Consider the following 23,933-nt stretch of genomic DNA (forward strand, 5'->3'; position numbering starts at 1 on the left):
CAGGTGGCGGTTGCGATCGCGCACGCGCGGACCTGCCTGACAGAGACGCCGCCCGCACCACTGAGCACGAGGAAGAAGAGCAGCACGCTGATGGAGGAACTGACCTTGGACCTGGACATCCCGCAGCAGCCCGAGGACGGTGCGGAGCCTGCGGCGGACGAAACCCAGCCCCAGGTCACGGCTCTGGAAGAGGGCCAGATCGTCGACTACATCACTGGTAAGGCGATCAAGGAGACGCCGAAGGAGAAGGTCCGGCAGCGCATCGCGCGGGCGCTCGTCCACGAGCACGGCATCGACCCGCACGACATGGCGCGTGACTTCTCCGTCACGGTGAGCGAAGAGGGTGCGCCGCGGAAGCGGTCCAAGAAGGCCGACATCGCGATCTTCGAATCCGAGAAGCCGCACACCACGGCGAACCTGCGCCGGGTCGTCGTCTGCAAGCCGGAACCCAAGCGCGGAAAGAACGTCGTCAAGATCCGGGAGCCGGAGCAGGCGGAGAAAGACCTCGCCGAGCTCCAGGAGCTGATGGGTAACGAGGACCGGCCCAAGTGCGTGGACGGGATGTGGACGGACGGCGTCGACTTCTTCTTCCTCAAGAAGGTGGTCGGCGACTTCGGCGTGACCTTCGAGGACCGCAGCGACTGGGAAGTCGCCGATGGCACCATCGGCAGCCGGACCGTCGCCTCGCACCAGCGGCTGCGCCAGGCCGACCCGGAAATGCTCAAGATCGCCTTCCGGCGCTGCCACAACTACATCCACGGCAACGAGGGCATGCCGAAGGACGCCGCCTTCTGGCAGTTCCTCTACCTGCTGTTCTCCAAGATGTACGACGAGCGGGTCAGCCGCGGCACCGGGCGAGGCCGGTTCCGGACCGGCCTGAAGGAGATGTTCGACAAGGACGGGCGGGCCGCCATCAGCACCCGCGTCAAGGAGCTCTTCGAAGACGTCAAGACCGAGTACAAGGGCGTCTTCAAGCCCAGCGACGAGATCACTCTGTCCGACCGGGCGCTCGCCTTCATCGTCAGTGAGCTCGCGCCGTACGACCTGACCGGCACCGACGTCGACGCCAAGGGCATCGCGTACCAGGAGCTCGTCGGCACCAATCTGCGTGGCGATCGGGGCCAGTACTTCACCCCTCGCGGCGCGGTCAACCTGATGGTGGAAATCCTTGATCCTCAGGAGGACGAGACCGTCCTCGACCCGACCTGTGGCACTGGCGGTTTCCTCCAGGCGACGCTCAAGCACCTGCGCGACAGTTGGAAGAAGGAAGCCGGCACCTTCGGCTTCCCCGACACGGACGAGGAGCGCGAGCGCTACGGCGACCGACTCAAGGCGTACGCCGAGAAGTACTTGGTTGGTGCCGACTTCGACCCGTTCCTGGTGCGCGCGACGACCATGGCGATCATGACGCTGGCGCAGACAACAGGCAATGTCTTCCACATGGACTCCCTCGCCTTCCCACGCGGACACCTGGCGGGCGTGGAGCCCGCGAAGAAGGTGATCCCACTCGGCGAGACCGTCGACGTGCTGCTGACCAATCCACCGTTCGGTGCGGACATCCCAGTCAGCGACGAGTCGGTCCTCGGTTCGTTCCGTGACGGCATCGCCAAGTCGTGGGGACGGAACAAGGAAACCGGTGAGGTCGAAGCGAGCAGTACCAGCACGCCGACGAGCATGGCGCCGGAGCAACTCTTCATCCAGCGGGCCATCGAATGGGTCAAGCCCGGGGGCCGGATCGGCATCGTCCTGCCCAACGGCATCCTGTCGAACCCGGGGCCGACCGACGAGGCAATCCGTCGGTACATCCTGGAGCACTGCTGGGTGCTCGCGAGCGTCGAGCTGCCGGTGGAGACGTTCGTCGTCGACGCCAATGTCAACATCCTCACCACGCTCCTCTTCCTGAAGCGGAAGACCGAACAGGAGGTGCGCAACTACTGGATGGGGACGGAGAAGCCGTACCCCGTCTTCATGGCGGTCGCTGAGAAGGTCGGCTTCGATCGACGGGGCAACGAGCTGTACAAGCGTGAGCCCAACGGGGACATCATCGTGGAAACGGAGGTCGTGATGGAACGGCTCCGGATCCGGGGCAAGGAAGTGACCCGGCCACTGAAACGCAGCAAGCCGGTCATCGACAACGACCTGCCAGTGATCGCGGAGAAGTACTGGGAGTTTCGGGCAAAGCACCCGGTGCCGGGTGTGGACGTGCGCAAGGCCGCGGGGGCGGGCGCGTGAAGATCACGAGCCTCTCCAACCCGGTGATGTCCAACTGGCTCGCGGAGCAGGGGCTGAGGCTGGATGCCTCGCCCTACGTGTCGGGCTCGTTGAACACGAAGAAGCTGTTGGAGCAGTTGCCGAAGACGGAGCCGCTGGCGAGCCTGACACGTGGGCACAACGGGGGGATCTTCAACGGGCCCATGTTCCGTCGGGTCTATCTCACGGACCCTGAGCACAGCGTGCCGTTCCTGGGCACGAAGGACATGATGGCGGCCGATCTCACCGGGCTGCCCCGCCTGCGGAAGTCGGATGCCGAGTCTGCAACCTTGTCGTACCTCCGACTCAAGCCTGGCATGACCCTCATTTCGTGCTCTGGTTTTAATGCCGGCCGGAGAGCATACGTCCGGCCCAACATGGGTGACTGCTGGTCGTCGCAGGACACACTCAAGGTCGAGCCCGATTCAGAGAGGATCAAGCCTGGCTACCTGTACGCCTTCCTCCTCAGTCGATTCGGCGAGTCGCTCGTACGCGGGTCGGTGTATGGGTCAGCGGTGAAGCACATCGAGCCGCACCACATCGCGGGGATCCCGGTGCCGCGGTTCGAGGCGAAGATCGAGGATCAGATCCATGACCTGGTGGAGGAGTGCGCACGGCTGCGTGCCAGTTTTCAGGCGGATTTGGTCAGCGCCTCGCAAGATTTCTTCAAGAGTGCGGGATTGCCAGAACTCGATGAATATCAATGGCACCAGGAAGACCGAGATCTAGGATTCGAAGTCAACCATCTTTCCCCCTTGTCGCTGCGAGCAATGAATTACGGGGAAAGGGCTCAACGCTTGAAGGCCAAGTTGGCTTCTGTTCCACACCGATCACTCGGAGATATCTGCTCCGCCGGTCAATTGCGATACGGCCCAATCTTCAAGCGCGTAGACAGTGACCTCGATCACGGCGGGCGACTCCTGGTCGGACAGCGGCAAGGCTGGTGGATTCGCCCAGAAGATGGCCGAGTGATCAGCCTTAAGCACACACCGGCAGGCGCCTTTGTCCCCGACGAGACGGTCATGATCGGGGGACACGGCATGCCTAGCGAAAGTGGACTCTTCGGAAAAGCCACTTTGGTGACCGGGCGATGGCTGCACCATGCGTACAGCCAGGACTTCTTGCGCGTCACCTCGGGAACTGGCGACGTATCGGGCGCATACCTCTTGAGCTTTTTCCGGTCGACCGTGGCAATGAGGTTGATTCGGAGCATGTTGACGGGGGGAGGACAGCAGAGCATCCACAGTGAACTCGTCACTGAGATGCCGATTCCCATTTCTTCTCCCGACGACCGTGAGCGAATTGAAGGAATCGTCCGCAACGCCTACCAAAACCGCGACCGCGCCGACGTCCTCGAAGACAAGGCCCTCGCGCTGCTCACCACCGCCATCGAGGAGGCCGCCGGCTGATGGGTGCCAGGATCGTTGCAGTTGGGGAGGCCGTCAACGATGCCGAGCGGAGGGTGATCGCGCACCTGCGTGATCATGCCCCCGACGACTGGACGGTCCTGCACTCCGTCGAGATTCCGCACCACCGGAACGAGCTGTTCGAGGTCGACCTCGTCGTGGTCACCGGGCACGCCGTATACGTCATCGACGTCAAGGGCACTCGGGGCCGTATCGAGGTCGACGGCCGGAAGTGGCATCCGTCCCGGCGGGCACCGTTCCGCTCCCCGCTACCGAAGCTGCGCAATCACGCCAAGCAGCTGAAGACGATCCTGGAGACGGCCCACCGGCCACTGTCCCGGCTCTACACAGACGCGCTCGTGGTGCTGCCTTTTCCCGACGCCCTGCTCGTCGACCGGACCCCCCGCCAGCTGGACGCTCGCGACACCGTCAAGCTGCCAGACCTGATCGGACAGCTCGCGGACGCGAGCCGTGTCCCCATCGCCACCAACCGATTCGACACGAACATCTCCGCCCACCACGAGTTGATCGTGCGTACGGTCCAGGGGGCGTCCCGTCCGCCGTCCGGTCCGCTGCAGTTCGGCAGCTGGGAGGTGATCGAGCGGCTCGGAGAGACTGCGCCCGAGGAGAGCGGCGACGGCATCCACCGCGAGTACCGTGCCAAGAACGCCATCGCTCCGCAGGGCTCTGGCACGGTCCGACTGTCGGTCCGAAAGGCCGACCCATACGCTCCCGAGGCCGAGCGGCTGCTGCAGCAGAAGCGGATCGGCATCGCATACGAGGCGCTCGGCAAGCTGCCCTCACACCCGAACATCGTCGGGGTCCGGGACTTCTTCCCCGATGACGACGAGGGCGTCTTCGTCACTGTCTACGACGACGTGCCAGGACACGCGCTGGCGCTACATCTGACCGGAGCTGCCGACCCGTTGACTGCCGACGCAAAGTTGCGCACGATCCGGCACATCCTGATGGGTCTCGCGCACACGCACCACCGGCACATCGCGCACCGCGAGCTGAACCCGTCAACGGTCCTGATCACCCAAGACGGCCGGGCGATGCTCACCGGCTTCGAGTACGCGAAGACTGCGCAGCGGCGCGCTCACACCGTAGGCCTGGAAGCTCACCAGATCGCCGACCGCGCGTATCTGGCGCCCGAGTGCCACACCGACCCATCCACGATGGGCATGGCAGCCGACATCTACGCCGTCGGCGTCATCGGCTACCAGCTCCTCACCGGCGAGCTGCCCTTCTCGTCTGCTACCGAGCAGGCTGGCGCTGCCGGACGGCTGCCGGCCAGCGCGCTCGAAGCAGCTCAGGTACGCGTGGAACTGGCCCACTGGCTGCAGAAGCTGTGCGCGACGGATCCGGCGGACCGGCCCACAGCCGTCGAGGCACTGCGGCGACTCGACCTCGTCATGGGCGCGCGGAACGCACCGGCCAAACGCATCGGCGCGTCCTCCAGCCCTGGGGCTCCGGCCGCTGCCACTGCGCAACAGACATCGGATATTCCGCGAGGCCCGGAGTTCTATCGCGAGCTTCCGGCCGATTTCCAGCTCGGCACGAAGTACCTGGTGCGCAACCGGCTCGGCCGTCCGGGTTCGTTCGGTGTGGCCTACCGGGTGTACGACACGATAAGAAGTGTCGACCGGGCAGTGAAGCTGGTCCTGCGGGACCGGGACTCCGTCCTGGAGCGGCTGCGCCGCGAGGCAGACGTGCTGCAGCGACTGCAGGATGCGCGGCACCCCAATGTGGTGGCGATGGTCGACGCAGACCGGCTCATGCCGCCGGACGAATATCCGTACCTGGTCTTCGAGTTCGTTGATGGCAAGGACGTCGCCGAGGTAATCCGGGGCGGGCGGATGGGCGCGGCAGACGTCCTGCGGCTCGCGATCGACACGGCCCGCGGGTTGCGTCACATCCATGAACGAGGGGTGTGGCACTGCGACATCAAGCCGAGCAATCTGCTGTGGACCGATGACGGCGTCAAGCTGATCGATTTCGGGATCGCGAAGACTGCGGACTCTTCCGAAGGGCACACCTACACCAGCCCGCGATACACCCCGCCCGACCTGGACCAGGTCCCCGCCGACGGCCCGGGGTACACCGACCGTGACCTGTTCGGTCTCGGCGTCACCCTGTACGAGGCGCTGACCGGCGGGCAGTACCCCTGGGAGGGCGTCGGTCAGCCGTCACCGGGCGTACGTCCTCTGGACCCGCGCACCGAGTTCAGCGGGTTCGGTGACCTGTCGCCCGGTTTCGCCGAAATCCTGCTGCGCGCGATCTCTCCCTATCGAGGTGAGCGGTTCAACACCGCTGAGGAACTCCTCAACGCGCTGGAGACGTTGGAGTCCGTGCGCGTCGCCCCCGCGCCGGCACCGCAACCGACGCTCGGTCAGCAGCGACCCGAGCCGCCGGCCGCAGGAGGTGACGTCCAGGGCGGCCCGCCCGAGCCGAACAGCAACTCGTTCGCCGCGCACCTCCAGACGCTCTACAGCCAGAGTCGGCGCAGTAACCGGGGCACCCGTGGCCTCGACCCGCACACCATGTCCGTGTACGTCGAGACAGCGCTGGACCGAGAACTCGTCCCCGCCCTTCGTGAGGGACGGCACGCGCTGGTCGTGGTTACTGGCAATGCGGGCGACGGCAAGACCGCCTTCCTGGAGAGCTTCGAGAGGCACGCCCGTGACCTGGGAGCCGAGTTCGAGTCTGCTCGCCCCAACGGCACCGATTTCACGCTGGCCGGGCACCGCTTCCGTACCAATCACGACGGGAGCCAGGACGAGGGCGAGACCAGCGGCGACGACGTCCTGGAAGAGTTCTTCGCGCCGTTCGCCGGAACCGACGAGTCGTCCTGGCAGGTCCAGGGCGAGACCCGGCTGATCGCCATCAACGAGGGACGGCTAATCGACTTCCTCAGCCACCACCACAGTCGCTTCCCGCACCTGGCCAAGCTGACGAACCTCGGTCTCGCAGGAAAAGCCATCGGGCAGTCGGTCGCCATCGTCAACCTCAACGCGCGTGATGTCACTGCTCGTCCACTCGATGCTGACGGGGAGCCCCAGGACGGGGAGTCGCTCCTGGAGCGGATGCTCGACCGCATGACGAACGACCGCTTCTGGGAGGACTGCGAGAGCTGCGACATCGCCGCCGTCTGCTATGCCCGGCATAACGCCCAGACCTTCCAGCATCCCGCCGCCGGCCCCCAAGCCAAGCGGCGCCTACGGCGCGTCTACGAGCTGACCCAGCTGCGCGGGAAGCTCCACATCACCCTGCGCGACCTGCGCTCCGCCCTTGCATACACCCTCACCTCTGGCCGCGACTGCGCCGAGATCCACCAGCTGTACGCGGCCGGAGAGACCCAGCAGGTCCTGGACAGCTTCTACTTCTCCGCCCATCTCGGATCCCCGCCTACCCCCGACGGATCGCCACGGGAACGGGATCGGTTGCTCTCTCTGCTGCGCGAGGCCGACGTGGCCGCAGTGCCCCTGCCGCAGCTGGACCGACGGCTCGATTACGTCGGGCTCCTTGAGGACCGGGCGTTGGTCACCGTTGACGGGCGTGGAGACCGCGACCGCGTCCTGCTCCGCCAGGAGTTCGCGCTGCTGGGCCGATCGGCCAACGAACGCGCTTATCAGGCCGCCGCCCACCGCCGGTACGTGGACACGGTCCGCCGGCTGCTCTATTTCGAGCTCCACGACGAGGAGCGGGCCGAGCGAATGCTCCCCTATCCCTCGGTGCTGCAGTTCATGGAGCTGCTGTCCCACGCCACGGACGCGGGCACAGAGGAACGGGACGCCATCCTGCGGGCGCTTAACCGTGGTGAAGGGCTCGTCGCCCCGGAACGCATCGGGGACGCCCTCGCGCTGAAAGTTCGGGACGTACCCGGCGGCACCATCCGCAGCTTTCGCCGGTTCCCTGCCGAGGGCTTCCGCCTGGAGCCCGGAGCCGCACCAGCCTCCCCGTACATCGAGTCCGGACGCACCTCGCTGCGTCTCAGCTACCAGGATCCGGCCAGCAACCAGGGCGGCACGGCCGAACTGGACATCAGACTCGACCTGTTCGAGCTACTGCGGCGCTTCGAACGCGGTTACCGGCCCTCTGTCGCCGATCTGCAGGGGCAGCAGCTCGCTCTCGCCGTCTTCAAGAACCGGCTCGCGGCCGTCCCGTACCAGGAAGTCATTCTCACCACGCACGGCCATGACCTACGGCGGATCCACCGCACCAAGGACTCCGTATTGCACATGGAAGAGCTGACGGCATCGGCCGTCCACGGTGACGTGGCCAGTCCGCGCGCCGCAGGGGTGGAGGAGACGACATGGCGCTGACCGCATCCCTGGGCACGTTCCATCACCCGGGCATCAGCCGGATCGACTATAAGGCGCTGGACATGGACCGCGTCCTCACCGCGCTGCTGGCCCGCCTGTGGCACGGCGGAATGCCCAGCAAGATCAGCCGGGCGAACACTCTCGACGTGAACGTGTTCGTCAAGCTGTTCCTGGAGCACCCAGAGGTCTTCGAAAGTTTTGACCGGGAGACCACCACGCGCTGGACGTCCACCCACCTCCTGGACCTGGTGAACCGAGGAAAGGCGACCGAGGCCGTGGCCAGCCCACGGCCGCTGCACGGCTTCACCTACCGCTTCCGCAACAGCCGCAAGTCCCGCCCGTACGGAGCCGACGAGCAGCTGTACGAGATGCTCGCGGAGAACGAGGGGGCGCTGAAGGGGCTCCGTGAGTTCTTCTTCTCAGACGTGGACCGTTCCACCGGCGAGATCACTCCAGGCCCGGGCACCGACGTGGAGACACAGGCGCTGCTGCACCTCGTCCAGCAAGCCGGCAAGCAGATGCAGGACCGCCCCGACACCAGCAAGCCACGCAAGCCCTATCCTCCGCTGTGCGCCGAACCGGCACAGCAGCTGTGCCAGGACGTCATGCGGCTGCTGTACCACCAGGGCCACATGCCCCGCACCGTCCTCGTGGACTACCTGAAGATCCTCTTCGCCTTCCACCTGTCCCTGTACCACCTGCGAATGTTGAAGCTGCTGCCGACGGTGGTCGAGGCCGGCGCGGGATCCGCCGCCTGCCGCGCAGGACACCAGGGCGAAGAGACCGCGGACCGCTGCCCGTACCGGGTTCGGCTCTTCCTCGATGTCCAAGGGGTTCCCGGCACCCCGGCCGCAGCGCTCGCAGAGCACAGCGCGGAAATCTGGTACCGGCAGATCTCGCGCTTTATCCAGGCCACCTACCAGGTGAAGAAGCTCGACGAGTTCTCCGAGCACCTGGCGCTCAAGACCACCAAGCTCAGCTATCCGGCCGGCCGGAACTACTTCACCCCGGAAGAATCCTTGCAACGGCTCGGCAAGTCGTACGCCAAGGACCGCGATGCCTTCTTCCTACAGCGGGTCAACCGCGTACGGGACGAGGAGGAGGATCTGCCCGCCGAGCTGAAGAAGATAACCCAGCTCGAGCTCTCCCCGTTCGACGAGTACATCGAGATGCTGATGCACTACCGAGGGCGCTACTACCGCAGCTACTTCATCGACTGCCTCGATTCGATGCTCCTCAAGCACCGGCCCGGCGCTTTGCTCGCGCAGCCCCGCAGCGGACGCTCCGGCGGCAGCGGAACTGCGCGCCGGTTCGTTCTCGACGCCCGCCTCCTCGAAGTGCTCCTCCAGGTGTCGCTGCTCCGGGAGGGCGACGACGAGACGGGGAACCTCAGGACCGCGCCGATGCGAGTGGACGAGTTCCTTGGCCTGTTGCGCGACCGGTACGGGCTCTATATCGACCAGCTGCCGGACACCGATGGCTTCTTCGGCGCGCACCTGGACGACCAGGCGGCGCTGCGCTCGAACGCGAAGGCGTTCTTGGACCGGCTCCGTGAGATCGGCTACTACCAGGACATGTCCGATGCCTATCTGACGCAGACCATCACCCCCCGGTACACCATCGGGACCGAAGCAACGACGGGAGCAGGGGCCTGATGAGCGCCACCGGACTGACGGAGATCACGGCCAAGGACCTCCGCGACGCTCTGGAAGGCGTCCTCGTGCCGCGGCTCGCCACACTGGTGGGGGAGCGAAGCGCCGGCCACTGCATGCGCGTCACCGAGGTCGAGGCCCATCTTGCGGCGCCTTTGGTGCGCCGACTGCGCGGGGCGCTCGGTCCGGCTGCCACCGTATGCCTCCTCGGAACCGCGGAGGACCTGAACCCTGACCGCCCGTTCCACGATGTGGCCGTCACCAGCACCAAACTGGTCGAGCTCCGTAACCGCACCGAAGGCGAAGGCGTGCTGCCCGGGCCGCTCCTCGTCTTCGTTCCGCCAGGCACCCGGGTAAGTGCCGAGGACTCCTTCGGTATCGCGACCTTCGAGGAAGTTCCGCTCGGCGACGCATACGGCCAGCTTGCCGACCACCTACTGCAGCAGGTACCGAACCGCCTGCGTCTGGGAGTAGACGAGCTGCTCGCCGCTCTCCGCCGCAACACCGACCGCCGGCTGAGCGATCGTGCGATCGCGACCTACCTGCTGACGCTACAGATCAACGGCTTCCGTGAGCAGGTCGCCGGCGCAGCGGTCTACCACTTCGGACTCATCCCCGACTTCGAGCTCTACGCCGACCCCACTCTGGTCAAGGACCGGGCGGAGCGTAACCGGGGGCTGGTCGACAAGCTGACCTCGTCGAATCGCTCGGAACGCCAGCGGGTTCTCGATCTCGGTCTTAACGACGCGGACTTCGCCATCAAGCTCGCCGGGTTCGCCACCCGTTGCGGCCTTGAGGACCCGGTGGCTTGGACGCGCCGCATCGTCGTTGACCGGGAGAACTGGGGGCTCTCCTTCGGGAACTGGCGCATCGACGAGCGGCGACGGGCCACCGTTTCCGTCGACGTCCGCGAGCTCGACCTGCCTGCCGCTGGCGACAACGTCGAGGAACAGCGCACCTATCCGGCGCTCCAGGCAATGGTGGGCCAGCCGTACCTCCTCGCCGGCGAGAAGGGCGTTCGCGAGCTGACGGCCCGTTTCACGGTCCAGCCCTCGCCACTCAAGGTGGACGGGCTCGAACGCTTTCGAGTGGAAATCGTCTCGGAGGGTGGCGGCCCGATCGGGCGGATTGCCCACGTCGCAAGGGGAACGCGGGCCAAGCCCGAGTACAAGGCACCACTGCGCAAACTGAACAAGATCGACTGGGAGGAGGGGTGGCACTACATCCGCGTCACCCCGCTTGACGGCTCGGGCGACCCGCTCGACGTCGCCCCCGGCGCCCATGGCTTGCCCGGTGGTGAGAGCGAGCGCTTCTACGTCATCCCCGACGCCGAGACCGAGGAGCCACCCGAGCGCAGCGCCGGCCGCTACGATGGAGTCGCGCAGGCACTCCGGTCCCTGCAATTCGACGCTCTCGTCGGCGGGGAAGACCCGTCCCGTGTCACGCTGACCGACATCAGGTGGAAGCCGTCGTCACCTCGCAGCCCGCAGCGTGCCCTGAACGCCAGAATCCGCCCAGCGGGAAGCGCTGAGATCCGGCTCTCCCCACTGCTCGTACAGGTCCAGCAGGATCTGCTCGCGCGCCCCGAGGACACTTCGCTGCGCCGCCTCATACTCCGCCCCAACGGCACGACCGAGATGTCCGGAAGCGACGACGGCGACCTGGCTGAGGCGCTCAGCGGACGTGCGGCCGAGACGTACGACGCCTTCCTCCTCGCTCGCAGCGCCTACTTCGCCACCGTGAGCGGTCGGCGTGACGACGCGGAGGGGCAGGCCGAACTCCTGGTCAGCGAGGCTGTCGACTTCGAGCGCGTACGCGATGAACTCGTGAGCTACGCCGAGGCGTACGCCGAACTGGTGGAAGCCCAGTCGCTTCAAACAGAGCGGCCCGGCGACGATGCGCGGGGGGCCGCGCTCGTGGCGCTGGCCCGGATCCAGCAGATCGACTGCGTGGCCGCCACACTCACCGACGGTCTCGGCCGTCGCGACACCGTCCTGCTCGTCTCCCCCACCCACCCGCTGCGCGCGCTCTGGCTGGCCAGCTGGTCAGCCATGGGCCTGGAGTGGAGCGAGCGGCTCGACGGCTCGGACAAGCGGCACGTTATCGCCGCACGCGACTCCCTGCTCGAGGCGCTTTCGCCGCTGGGGTTCCCCTTCGCCGTCCCCCGCCAGGACGGACGCCTCATGGCCGCTGTGGACAACCTCACCCCGTATTGGGGGACCTACCTCCCCAGTGAGACCGCCGACCCCCGAGGCCTGCTGGGCCAGCTCGCCGCCGCACTACACCTGCCGACCGCAGCTTCCCGCGTCGCCAGCGGAGCCGGTGCGCTGTCTGGGACGGCACTGGCCGACCGCATGGAACGGTACATCCGCCTCCACCCGTACGTCCGCACCCTCGTCATGAACGTCGTCAATGCCGGCCGAGCCGAGATCGTCGCCGACGCACTTCTCGAACTCCAGCGACGTCCCACCACCCGCGATCTCACGTACGACATCCGGCTGTGCGTCACCGACCCGGAAGCCCCGGAGACCGCGGCCGCCCTGGGCGAGCTGCTCAGCGCCCAGACCCAGATCTCCTCTGCCGAAGCGGAGGCCTTCCTGCACACGACGGGCGGCACCCGGAACGCGAAACTCGTCTACTCCGTGCGCTCCGTTAAGGAGTTCAGCGAACTGTCCGGCGAGTTCGACGCCCATCTGACCGTCCTCATCGACGCCTTCGGCGGCGAACAGCACAGTTCCGTCGGGCGTCACGACATCGCGCACGCTCCGGTCCACGGACTCGTCCAGGCGACGTCCGCCACCTACGAGGACACCGACCAGCAGATCGTCTGGCGGACTATGCCACGTCACGGGACCGCTCTGCCAACGCAGGACGCCGAGGACCTCGCCACCCTGCTCAGCCGCCTGCCCGGCCTGCTCGCCGGCGCCGCCGCCAACGTCGCCACCGCAGGGCAGGCACCGCGCAACGTGCCCTGCACCGTTCTCTCCCTCGACAACGAAGACCGAGCCCTCCTTTACCAAGCCCACAGGATCGGCGACTGGGTCGTGACCATCGACCGCACCCTCGGTCTGGAGTACTTCGATCATGCCGGCCGACACGACCGGCCTGAATACGTCATCGACTATGCACCGCCGCTCGACAGCAGCCTCGGTCACCAGATCATGGTCAGTTCGAACTCGGTCGACGAACTCCGCAACCTTCTCGGCCCCACCGCCGAACAGCACGGCATCGACGTAGAGCAGCGGCATCTCAATAGCTTCTTCGAGCAACTACGGCTGCTCTCCGGAAACCTCGCCTTCAAACTGGCCTCAACCGCCTCTAACCAGCGCACCGAGGTCCTCGGCCTCTCCCTGGCACGCCTCTACCTGGACTACCAGGGCGCGCTCCACAACCAGGTCGTCGTCCCGCTCGACGCCCATCCTGAGCTGTACACCGAAGCCCGCCGCCAGTCCCGCGAACTTGGCGAATCCCTCTCCTTCCAGCGCAGCGACCTCGCCCTGTTCCACCTCGATGCACAACGGCGGACGATCACCTGCCGACTCGTCGAGGTCAAGTGCTATACGGCGCTCGACGACATTGGCGCCTACCAGCGCCTGAAGACGAAGGTCGCCCAGCAACTACGACAGAGCGAGACCATCCTCTCCGAATCCTTCGACCCGGCTCGCTCTACTCCAGACCGGGTTGACCGCCCGGTCAAGAACCTCGCCCTAGGCTCCATGCTCCGCTTCTATCTGGAGCGGGCAGTACGCCACGGCACCGTGGGCCACATGCCCCGGGCTGCGGCACACTCCCTCCTCGACAGCCTCGATGACGGCTATCACCTCGAGTTCACCCGCAGCGGGCTGATCTTCGATCTCGCACGAAGCGGCACCGATCGCGAACACGAGGACGGGGTGGGGTACCACCGGATCGGCAACGACCTGATCACGGAACTGATCAACGCGATTCCCACCGTGCGGCCGGATGTCCCTGCGGACGCGCTGGTCGAGGAGCCGAACGGGGACGCTCCGGAGGCGGACAGTGAGGCCACCGCTCCCACATTGGCGCTGCTGCAGCTGTCGGTTCCGCGCCTCCCTGACGCGGAATTCAAGGCACCCGACACGGCAAGCGTTCCGGAGTCGGAGGATGGCCCGGCAAGCGAAGGGGACGCAGTGCCCGTCGCCGACGAGGTTGGCGCGGCACCCAAGGCAGATGGTGCTTCCGCACCCACCTCCGCTGAACCGCGGGGGCACGCCAGCAACCCGGATTCGGAAGAGTCCACACCTGGTATCGAAGCAGCTGCTCCCCTACCCGCCCTCCGTGACCAGGCCCCCCTGGACGCCGTCCTTGACCAGCGCGGCTTCCACAATGCTCCGACCATCGACGCCCAGCCCACCCCCGTTACTCCGGCCAAAACTTTGCAAGAAGCACTCCCCGAAATCTTCCTCGGTGTCACTCGTCCGTCCTCGCAGCACGGCGTGCTCGGCGAAGTGACTGGCCGGAAAGTCGCTGTCGACCTTTATGAGACCCACACCATCAGCCTCTTCGGCGTGCAGGGAGGCGGCAAGAGCTACACCCTGGGCAGCATCATCGAGATGGCCACATTGCCCACCCCGCCTATCAATGCGCTCCCCCACCCCCTGGCGACCGTGGTGTTCCATTACAGCCGGACCATGGATTACGCCCCCGAATTCACCTCCATGGCTCGGCCAAACGACGACAGCGCACAGCTCGATGTGCTCAAGGAGCGCTACGGGGCCGAACCCCAGGCCCTGACGGACGTCCTGCTGCTCGCCCCCGCCGATCAAGTGGCCGACCGGCGGCAGGAGTTCCCTGGTATCGAGGTTCAGCCACTGGCCTTCTCCTCTAGCGAGCTCCAGGTATCCCACTGGCGCTTCCTCATGGGAGCGGTCGGTAACCAGTCGACGTACATCCGGCAGCTCACCCGCATCATGCGGGCGAACCGCAACAACCTGAGTCTCGACGTTATTCGGCAAGGAGTTGCCAACTCCGGTATGCCGGACCACGTCAAGCAGCTTGCCCAGGAGCGACTGAACCTCGCCGAGGATTACATCGACGACAGCGCCCACCTCACCAAGCTGATTCGCCCAGGCCGCCTGATCATCGTGGACCTTCGCGACGAGTACATCGAGAAGGACGAGGCCCTCGGCCTCTTCGTCGTCCTCATGCAACTCTTCGCCGAGGCCCAAGATGAAGAGGAGCACTTCAACAAGTTGGTCGTATTCGACGAGGCCCACAAATACATCGACAGCCCCGACCTCGTCGCCGGTCTAGTCGAGACGGTCCGCGAGATGCGGCACAAGGGAATGAGCATCCTGGTCGCCAGCCAGGATCCTCCTTCCGTGCCGATCTCCCTGATCGAACTCTCCGACCATGTCATTCTTCACAAATTCACCTCGCCTGCCTGGCTGAAGCACCTCCAGAAGGCCAACACTGCCTTCGCTGGGCTGCGCTCAGAGCAGATGGCTCAGCTCCAACCTGGCGAGGCTTACGTGTGGTCGAGCAAGGCCACCGACCCCGCATTCACCAGCGGTGCCTTGCGCATCCGGTGCCGCCCCCGGGTGACGATGCACGGAGGTGGGACCAAGACTGCTGGAGGTGGCAGGTGATGTGTGTCGGAGCACTCTCACCGCATCGGCGGCGACCTGGATCTCGCGGGCGACGTAGCTCGTCGACGAGCTACGTCGCCTCAGCGCCGGCAGCGCTCAACCACTTGGTCTCAGTGTTGATATAACTGGTGCCCACCTGGTGCCGCGGTCACGGCATTTCCGTGCTGACAGGCTGGAACAGCACCCCACTGATGCAGGCACGCACCACACTCCGGAGGGTGATGCCCTCCTAGCTATGAGGGGTTCCTGAGCGGCTGGCTACCCATATCCGGGTGCATCCTGGAAACCAGCAACTTGCCCAGGAGGGTGCTGACGCAGGAAGAACAAGGCGCCACATGCCCCTGCGGGCGCATCTGTCACAGGCACCAAACATTGACTGTCAGAGCTGAATTCGTCCGTCATACGTTTTCCTCGAGTCGCAGGTGGATCATTTGGAGCGGCAGGTCAATGAGCGACAACTCTCAGTGCTGCAATGGGTGGGGGCCGGGTGCCCTGCTGGCGTCTGGGAGGGCAGCTCCTACAAGACCACGTGTCAGGCACTGCAGAACCGGGGCCTGGTCACGGTCTCCCGGAAGGGCGGGCGGTGGAGCGTCGCCCTGACGAGCGCCGGCCAGCACTACCTAGCGCACGGTACTTACCCTCCCCGCGGGTCACGCCCGCGGAAGGCCCAGGCCGCCGCTCCGCAGCCGCCGCACACCCGAGCGCAGGAGGCTCCGGCCGCCGGGCGGAAGCCGAGTCCTCCTTCACAGCCTCGCGTGACGTTCGCGGAGCAGCTGCTGCAAGAGCTCGCGGAGGCCGGCGGCAGGATCGTCAAGAGCGGCAGCGGTCCGGACTTGGAGAAGTGGCCGTCCCGCGTCGCCGCGGCACGCAGGTCCGGAAGGGTCCCGGAGACGAAGGAGCTGTACGGGGGCTGGTGCGATGGCGGGTACGAGATCAAGCTCGTCGACACCCCCGCCTGGCGCCTCGCCGTCCTCGAACCCGTCCCTGTGCCAGCGCGGCTCACGCGGCCGCACACCGTGGTCCGGGCCATGCAGAGCCAAACCCAGCCGCTGGGCCTCACGAAGCCCGTCCAAGGACGTGCCCTCCGGCTCGTCCAGGCGCTGATCATCGCTGCCGAGGCCGCAGGACATTCCAGTTCGGCGGGACAGACCGGCTTCGCTCCCCCGTCTCATCGCCGCCGCAGGGCATCTCCCCACTTCACCATCACCGCGCAGGGGCAGACCGTGGGGTTCCTTGTCCTCCAGGAACAGGACCGGACCGAGCACGTCGCCACTGAGAAGGAACTCGCCGAGGCCAAGAACAACTCCTGGATCAGGATTCCCCGCTTCGACTACACCCCGTCCGAACGCCTCCGCTTCGTCCTCAGCGGCGGCCAGCCGCACCGGGCGAGCGAGTGGGCCGACACCCCCGGCCGCTCCCTCGAGGAGCAGCTCGCCGAGATCGCCCAAGAGGTCACGCTCCGCGGCGAGGCCACTGAACGCAGGCGCCAGGACGAGATCGAAGCGGCACGCCAGAAACGCATCCGCTGGGAAGCCGCCATGGAAGAAGCCCGCATCCAGTACGCCGAGGCGTACCGCGTCAGACACTTCGAAGCGCAGGAAGAGACATGGCGCCGCACCACCCGACTGACCGAGTACGTGAGCGCCGTACGCACGCGAGCCGAGGCCATGCCGCCGGGGCAGGCGAGAACCGACGCCGAAGCATGGATCAGCTGGGCAACGGCCACCATCGAGCGCCTCGACCCGCTGAGCACACCGCCCCGGTTGCCCGACGTCCCCGAACCGCGAGCCGACGACCTCAGACCATTCCTCGGGCACTGGAGCCCCTACGGCCCCACCTACTGAGCACCTGCTGCGTCAGACGTCCGGCCCACCAAAGTACGGCGACAGCGCGCCTGCCGCCGCAATCAGCGGCGCCGGAGCCGGCCGAGATTTCTTCAAGTTCCCGCAAAGCCAGCCCTCGGGAGCACGCCTTCCACCCGGCATTACCTGCACGATCAGCTAGGTGACACCCCATCAGAACGAGCGTCAAATGAGCGTCACGAGCGTCATTTCAGCGTCAAGATATCGCCCGTAACGCCCACAACGCACATAATGCGCACGCACAAAACCGCAGGTCAGGAGCCCTTCGCGGCCGGTTCAAGGATGGCGACACACTCCACGTGGTGCGTCATCGGGAACAGGTCGAACGCCCGCAGCGTGCGCACGCGGTAGCCCGCCTCCGCGAAGTAGGCGACGTCCCGGGCCAGCGCGGCCGGGTCGCAGGCGACGTAGGCGATGCGGCGGGCGCTGAGCGCGGCGAGGTGGCGGACGGTCTGCTTGCCGGCGCCCGCGCGGGGCGGGTCGAGGACGATGAGGTCCACGTCGGTGATGCCCGTGCGGGGCAGGGCCTGCTCGACCTTGCCCTGCTCGATGCGGACGCGGTCGAAGTGCTGGAGGTTGTGGCGGGCGTCCTCGACCGCCCGCTTGCCCGACTCGATGCCGAGCACCGCGCCCTTGTCGCCCACCCGGTCGGCGAGGGCGCCCGCGAAGAGGCCGGCGCCGCAGTAGAGGTCCAGGGCCGTGTCGCCCTTGCGGGGCAGCAAGCCCTGCATCACCGCGCGGACCAGGGTGTCGGCCGCCTTCGGGTGGACCTGCCAGAAGCCGCCGTTGCCGACGCGGTACGTGCGGTCGTCGGCGCGCTCGCGCACGAAGGGGCGGCCGTGCACGCGGTGCACTCCCCCGTCCTCGGCGACCCGCAGCACCGACACCGGCTTGTCGAGTTCGACGATCGGGAGGCGGGCGCCGGGGCGCGGGGTGAGGACGACCTGGCGGTCCTGCGAGCCGGTGGCGGCGATCGCGTCGACCGACGCCATGCCCTCCCACGAGCGCCGCTCGATGCCCAGCTCGCTCACGCCCTCCGCCGCGATCAGGCAGCGGTCGATCGGCTGGACCTCGTGCGAACGGTGCTTGCGCAGCCCCGCGCGGCCGGAGGCGTCCACCGCGTACTGCACCCGCGTGCGCCACGCCGGCACCTCGCCCGCCGGGACCTTGTCACCCTCGGCCGGCATGACCGTGCCGTCCCAGCCGGCCTCCTCGGGCGTGAGGCCGGCGAGCCGCTTCAGCTGCTCGGCGACGACCTCGCCCTTCAGGCGGCGCTGCGCGCCGGGCTTGGCGTGCTGCCAGTCGCAGCCGCCGCACTTGCCGGGACCGGCGTACGGACAGGGCGCCTCGACCCGGTCCTTGGACGCCTCCAGGACGCGTACCGCGTCGGCACGCAGGAAGCGGGAGTCCTCGGCGCCCTCGGTGACGCGTACGACGGCCTTCTCGCCGGGCAGCGCGTGCCGGACGAACAGGACACGGCCCTCGTCGGTACGGGCGATGCAGTGGCCGCCATGCGCGACGGGGCCGATCTCGACCTCGTACTCGACCCCGATGAGGGTGGACTCGGGCTCGGGTGCGTTCTGCATGTGGGGGTGACTCCAAGGGCTGAGGGGGCTGCCAGGCGGCGGCAGCCCTCCAGTCTACGTGCCTGCCGGGTCAGCTCTTGTTCGTCGGCTCCTTGGGCCGTTCCACCGCCGGGCCGCGGCGCACCGAGCCGGGGGCGTTCCAGTCCTGGCGCTTCTTCGCGCGCTTCTTGGCCGCTTCCGAGGACTGGAGCTGGTACGGCACCGACGTGACCATCACGCCCGGGGTGAACAGCAGCCGGCCCTTGAGGCGCAGGGCGCTCTGGTTGTGCAGCAGGTGCTCGTACCAGTGGCCGACCACGTACTCGGGGATGATCACGCTGACCGCGTCGCGCGGGCTCTCACGGCGGATGTTCTTGACGTACTCGATGACCGGCCGCGTGACCTCGCGGTACGGGGAGGCGAGGACCTTCAGCGGGACGTTGATGCCGCGCCGCTCCCACTCGGTCTGGAGCGCCTTGGTCTCGTCGGCGTCGACGTTGACGCTGAGCGCCTCCAGCTTGTCGGAGCGCATCAGCTGGGCGTAGGCGAGGGCACGCAGCGTCGGCCGGTGCAGTTTGGAGACGAGCACGACGGAGTGGACGCGGGACGGCCGTACGGTGTCGTCGCTGGGCTCGTCGGGGGCGGAGATCTCCTCGGCCACCCGGTCGTAGTGCTTACGGATCGCGGTCATCGTCCCGTAGAAGATGACCATGCCGAGCAGGGCGACCCAGGCGCCGTGGGTGAACTTCGTGGCGAGCACGACGACCAGCACCAGGCCGGTGAAGAAGGCGCCGAAGGTGTTGATGGCGCGGGAGCGGATCATGCGGCGGCGGCGCGCCGGGTCGCGCTCGGTCCTCAGGTGGCGGTTCCAGTGCCGCACCATGCCGGTCTGGCTGAGGGTGAAGGAGACGAAGACGCCCACGATGTACAGCTGGATCAGCTTGGTGGAGTCCGCCCCGTACAGCCAGACCAGCAGCATCGCGGCGCCGGCGAGGAGCACGATGCCGTTGGAGAAGGCGAGCCGGTCGCCGCGGGTGTGCAGCTGGCGCGGCAGGTAGCGGTCCTGGGCGAGGATCGAGCCGAGGAGCGGGAAGCCGTTGTACGCGGTGTTCGCGGCGAGGAAGAGGACGAGCGCGGTGGCCGCGGCGAGCAGGACGAAGAAGAAGGTGTGCTCGCCGAAGACGGCGGCCGCGACCTGTGAGATCACCGGGTTCTGTACGTAGCCGTCGCCCACCGGGACGCCGTCCCGGAGGAGGTCGTGTGCCGGCTGCTCGGCCATCTTGACGTCGGTGGCCATGGCCAGGCCGATGATGCCGCAGAACATGGTGACGGCGAGGCCGCCCATGAGGGCGAGGGTGGTCGCGGCGTTCCGGCTCTTGGGCTTGCGGAACGCGGGGACGCCATTGCTGATCGCCTCGACGCCGGTGAGCGCGGCGCAGCCGGAGGAGAAGGCGCGCAGAAGAAGGAAGACGAGCGCGAAACCGGCGAGGCCCTCGTGTTCGGGGCGGATCTCGAAGTCGGCGGTGGGGGCCTTCATGGTGTCGTCGAGGACGATTCCCTTGTACGCACCCCAGGCGATCATGATGAACACGCCCGCGACGAAGACATACGTGGGAATCGCGAAGAGCTTCCCCGATTCCTTCACTCCCCGGAGGTTCATCACGGTGAGGAGAAGGATTATCGCGATGGCGCAGAGGACTTTGTGTTCGACGACGAACGGAATCGCCGAGCCGAGGTTCTCCACTCCGGAGGAGATGGAGACGGCCACGGTGAGTACGTAGTCGACGAGCAGCGCGCTGGCCACGGTGAGACCGGCCTTGGGGCCGAGGTTGGTGTTCGCCACCTCGTAGTCCCCGCCGCCACTGGGATAGGCGTGGACGTTCTGCCGGTACGAGGCGACGACCGTGAACATCAGGACGACGACGGCGACGGCGATCCACGGGCTGAAGTGGTAGGCCGACACACCCGCGATGGAGAGGACCAGCAGGACTTCTCCCGGCGCGTACGCCACCGAGGAAAGCGGGTCGGAGGCGAAGACGGGGAGTGCGATGCGTTTGGGGAGAAGGGTCTCTCCCAGCCTGTCGCTGCGCAGCGCCCGGCCGATCAGGATCCGTTTGGGCACGTCGGTCAGTTTGGACACGCAGAGGATCGTAAGCGCTGGAAAAGAGCCCCGCCCACCCACCACCCCCGCTTCCCGCGGAAACTTGCGCTCCCTTAACGCCTGGGCCGCGCGACCGGCGCGTCAGGCTGTGATACGTGCCACCGCCAGCCGGTTTCCGCGGCAACCGGTGGGGCCGCGACCGCGTCCTACGGAGGGTTCGGGGCATGATCCGATGCGGCCCGTCCGTACGGGTACACGCGTACGCGTGGCCGAAAGGTGCCGCGGCCGGGTCCACCCGCCGCGGATGAGGGCAACTGCGCGACGGCGGCATAAGCTCGTCATCGGGTAACACCGCACGCAGGCTGAGAGAGAAGAGTGAGCAGGGTGTTTTCGCAGGTCGGCAGCGCGACCAGGAGTGCGGGGTAAGCGGACGTGCACATCGTCATCATGGGCTGCGGGCGAGTGGGCGCCGCACTCGCGCAGACCCTGGAACAGCAGGGCCACACGGTCGCGGTCGTCGACCAGGACCCGACGGCTTTCCGGCGCCTGGGCTCCGGCTTCGGCGGGCGGCGCGTCACCGGGGTCGGCTTCGACCAGGACACCCTGCGTGAGGCGGGGATCGAGGAGGCCGGGGCGTTCGCCGCGGTGAGCAGCGGTGACAACTCCAACATCATCGCGGCGCGGGTCGCCCGCGAGATGTTCGGCATCGAGAACGTCGCCGCCCGGATCTACGACCCCCGGCGCGCCGAGGTCTACCAGCGCCTGGGCATCCCCACGGTCGCCACCGTGCGCTGGACCGCCGACCAGATGCTGCGGCGGCTGCTGCCGTCGGGCGCGGAGCCGCTGTGGCGGGACCCGAGCGGTGGTGTCCAGCTCGCCGAGGTGCACACGTCGCCGTCCTGGATCGGGCACAAGGTCAGCCGGCTCCAGGAGGAGACGGGCGTACGCGTCGCGTTCCTGACCCGGCTGGGCGAGGCGGTCCTGCCGACGTCGCAGACGGTGCTGCAGGAGGGCGACCTGGTGCACGTGATGATGCGGACGAACGAGATCGAGAAGGTCGAGGCGGCGTTCGCCGAAGGTCCTGAGGAGGGCGGTCACTGATGCGGGTCGCTATTGCGGGCGCCGGCGCGGTGGGCCGTTCCATCGCGGGCGAGCTGCTGGAGAACGGGCACGAGGTCCTGCTCATCGACAAGGCGCCGACCGCGATCTCCGTGGAGCGGGTGCCGCAGGCGGAGTGGCTGCTGGCCGACGCGTGCGAGATCACCTCGCTGGACGAGGCCGCGCTGCAGCGCTGCAACGTCGTCATCGCGGCGACCGGCGACGACAAGGTGAACCTGGTCGTCTCGCTGCTGGCGAAGACCGAGTACGGGGTGCCCCGGGTGGTGGCCCGGGTGAACAACCCGAAGAACGAGTGGCTGTTCAACGAGTCGTGGGGCGTCGACGTCGCCGTCTCCACACCGCGCCTGATGTCGGCGCTGGTGGAGGAGGCCGTGAGCGTCGGCGACCTGGTGCGGCTGCTGCGCTTCAGCCACGGCGACGCCAACCTCGTGGAGCTGACGCTCCCGCCGGAGTCGGCGGTGACGGGTACGTCGGTGGGTGACGTGGCCTGGCCGCAGGACACCTCGCTGGTGACGATCATCCGTGGCTCGCGCGTTCTGACGCCGAGCCCCGAGGAGACCCTGGAGGCCGGGGACGAGCTGCTGTTCGTCGCCGCCCAGGCCCGCGAGGAGCAACTGGAGGACCTGCTCTCGGTCCGCCGCGAGGACGCCTCCGGCTGACCCGGCTCGTACCGGTCGTTCCGGTCGGTCGTACCGGTCGGTCGTACCGGTCGGTCGTACGACGAGGGGCTCGGGACCACACATGGCCCGAGCCCCTCGTCGTACGTCAGGGCGCGTGGGTCGGCGAGGCCGGTGCCTCTCTACGCTCGGGCCCGGGCGGCGTCCGCTCGTACCGGCCGCCCCGGGTACCGCCCCCGCGTCAGGCTTCGCCGCGGTAGGGGTGGGGCTGCTGGGCCGGGGGCGCCGGTTCGGTGGCCGCGGCGGCCTTGCGCTCCTTCTCGGCGCGCTCCTCCGCCTCCATCTCCGCGAACACGTCGATCGGCGGCGGCGCCTTCGCGAGGAACAGCCACGTCAGGTACACCGCGAGCAGGAACGGCGGGATCTTCAGGGTGACCAGGACCCAGCCGAGCTGGGTGGTGTCCGCCCACCAGTACAGCGGGAAGAGGATGGCGCACTTGGCGAGCAGGATCAGGCCCCACGCCCAGCTGGCCTTGGCGTACGCCTTCTTGCGGCCGGGGTTGCGGGTGCGCCAGGAGAGGTTCTCCTTGAAGACCGGGCCGAGCATCAGGCCGATCAGCGGGACGCCCGCCAGCGTGGTGCCGATGTAGGCGACCGCGAGCCCCAGCGTGTAGAGCATGCCGGGCAGGTAGAAGTCCTTGGCGTTGCCGGTCATCATCGCGAAGACCACGCCGAAGGCGACGCCGAAGACACCGCTGAAGGCGTGCTTCATGGTGTCGCGGCGGATCAGCCGCACCACGACCAGCAGCAGGGACAGGCCCAGCGCGGCGATGGCCGACAGGTGCAGGTCCTTGTTGATCGTGTAGATCGTGACGAAGAGCAGGCCGGGGAGGACTGTCTCCACCATTCCGCGTACGCCGCCGAAGGCGTCGAACAGGGCCGCTTCCGTCACGGCCCTGGAATCGTGCGCGCCGCCCTGGGTGGCGTCCTGATCGGTGGTGGTCGGCTTGTCGGATGACGGCACCGGCTACTCCTGTCCGAGCGGTCGGAGTTCGTATTTGGGGTTGAAGAGGACCCTGCGGCCGTGGCTCATGGAGATCCGGCCGGAGGCGATGAGCTTGCGGCCCGGCTCTATGCCCACGATGGAGCGCCGGCCCAGCCACACCACGTCCAGCGGGGCCGTGCCGTCGAAGAGCTCCGCCTCGAGCGCCGGCACGCCGGCCCGGGGGCGCAGGGTGACCGTGCGCAAGGTACCAGTCACCTTGACTATCTGCCGGTCGTCGCAGTCCGAGATACGGATGCACCCCGAAGCCTGCGTGTCCTCCCGGAGCTCCTCCGACTCGAGTTCCCCCTGGGAGCTGGACAACCGGTCGAGCATCCGGCGGAAGCGGCCGGACTGCTTCTCGGTTCGCGGTGCTGCACTCATA

At 67.4% G+C, this 23,933-nt stretch carries 12 protein-coding genes; 8 read left to right on the forward strand and 4 right to left on the reverse strand.

Translation table 11 applies throughout. The annotated features are described in order from the left end of the window. Positions 1–3 precede the first annotated feature (3 nt). From mads2 to EIZ62_RS32360, 6 genes are all read left to right on the forward strand, one after another. Positions 4–2,232 carry a methylation-associated defense system DNA methyltransferase MAD2 gene (gene mads2, locus EIZ62_RS07115; RefSeq protein WP_244375529.1) on the forward strand — a complete coding sequence of 743 codons (2,229 nt, stop codon included), beginning with the start codon at positions 4–6 and terminating at the stop codon, positions 2,230–2,232. Next, entirely contained in the window at positions 2,229–3,659 is a 1,431-nt protein-coding gene (gene mads5, locus EIZ62_RS07120; protein WP_156691870.1) for a methylation-associated defense system restriction endonuclease subunit S MAD5, read from the forward strand. The genes mads2 and mads5 overlap by 4 nt, the downstream gene beginning before the upstream one ends. Continuing rightward, the gene (gene mads6, locus EIZ62_RS07125; RefSeq protein WP_156691871.1) at positions 3,659–7,981 is read left to right on the forward strand and encodes a methylation-associated defense system protein kinase MAD6; all 4,323 of its coding nucleotides are present in this window, start codon (positions 3,659–3,661) and stop codon (positions 7,979–7,981) included. Before mads5 ends, mads6 begins: the two co-directional genes overlap by 1 nt. Beyond that, the gene (gene mads7, locus EIZ62_RS07130; protein ID WP_156691872.1) at positions 7,972–9,636 is read left to right on the forward strand and encodes a methylation-associated defense system protein MAD7; all 1,665 of its coding nucleotides are present in this window, start codon (positions 7,972–7,974) and stop codon (positions 9,634–9,636) included. The genes mads6 and mads7 overlap by 10 nt, the downstream gene beginning before the upstream one ends. Then, on the forward strand, positions 9,636–15,242 hold the full coding sequence (gene mads8, locus EIZ62_RS32355; RefSeq protein ID WP_156691873.1) for a methylation-associated defense system ATP-binding protein MAD8: 5,607 nt from the start codon (positions 9,636–9,638) through the stop codon (positions 15,240–15,242). Before mads7 ends, mads8 begins: the two co-directional genes overlap by 1 nt. 755 nt (positions 15,243–15,997) lie before the next feature. Beyond that, positions 15,998–17,086: a hypothetical protein gene (locus tag EIZ62_RS32360; protein WP_244375531.1), complete on the forward strand. Its 1,089-nt coding sequence runs from the start codon at positions 15,998–16,000 to the stop codon at positions 17,084–17,086. Positions 17,087–17,358: 272 nt separating this feature from the next. Here the strand turns inward: EIZ62_RS32360 and EIZ62_RS07145 are convergent, their stop codons facing one another. Both EIZ62_RS07145 and EIZ62_RS07150 read right to left on the reverse strand, forming a co-directional pair. Further along, positions 17,359–18,690 carry a class I SAM-dependent RNA methyltransferase gene (locus EIZ62_RS07145; RefSeq protein ID WP_156691874.1) on the reverse strand — a complete coding sequence of 444 codons (1,332 nt, stop codon included), beginning with the start codon at positions 18,688–18,690 and terminating at the stop codon, positions 17,359–17,361. A gap of 70 nt (positions 18,691–18,760) precedes the next feature. After that, positions 18,761–20,809, reverse strand: a complete 2,049-nt coding sequence (locus tag EIZ62_RS07150) for an APC family permease (protein WP_156691875.1) — start codon at positions 20,807–20,809, stop codon at positions 18,761–18,763. 393 nt (positions 20,810–21,202) lie between these two features. Here EIZ62_RS07150 and EIZ62_RS07155 point away from each other — a divergent pair, with 393 nt between their 5' ends. Further along, positions 21,203–21,871, forward strand: coding sequence for a potassium channel family protein (locus EIZ62_RS07155; protein WP_156691876.1), 669 nt, complete (start codon positions 21,203–21,205; stop codon positions 21,869–21,871). After that, the gene (locus tag EIZ62_RS07160) at positions 21,871–22,548 is read left to right on the forward strand and encodes a potassium channel family protein (RefSeq protein WP_156691877.1); all 678 of its coding nucleotides are present in this window, start codon (positions 21,871–21,873) and stop codon (positions 22,546–22,548) included. The genes EIZ62_RS07155 and EIZ62_RS07160 overlap by 1 nt, the downstream gene beginning before the upstream one ends. A gap of 199 nt (positions 22,549–22,747) precedes the next feature. Here EIZ62_RS07160 and EIZ62_RS07165 read toward each other — a convergent pair whose 3' ends face one another. Together EIZ62_RS07165 and EIZ62_RS07170 are read right to left on the reverse strand one after the other, a co-directional pair. Continuing rightward, the gene (locus tag EIZ62_RS07165) at positions 22,748–23,530 is read right to left on the reverse strand and encodes a DUF3159 domain-containing protein (RefSeq protein ID WP_156691878.1); all 783 of its coding nucleotides are present in this window, start codon (positions 23,528–23,530) and stop codon (positions 22,748–22,750) included. 3 nt (positions 23,531–23,533) lie between these two features. Further along, on the reverse strand, positions 23,534–23,932 hold the full coding sequence (locus tag EIZ62_RS07170) for an OB-fold nucleic acid binding domain-containing protein (protein ID WP_156691879.1): 399 nt from the start codon (positions 23,930–23,932) through the stop codon (positions 23,534–23,536). Between the last annotated feature and the right edge of the window lies 1 nt (position 23,933).

This window comes from Streptomyces ficellus (assembly GCF_009739905.1).
Lineage (GTDB): Bacteria > Actinomycetota > Actinomycetes > Streptomycetales > Streptomycetaceae > Streptomyces > Streptomyces ficellus_A.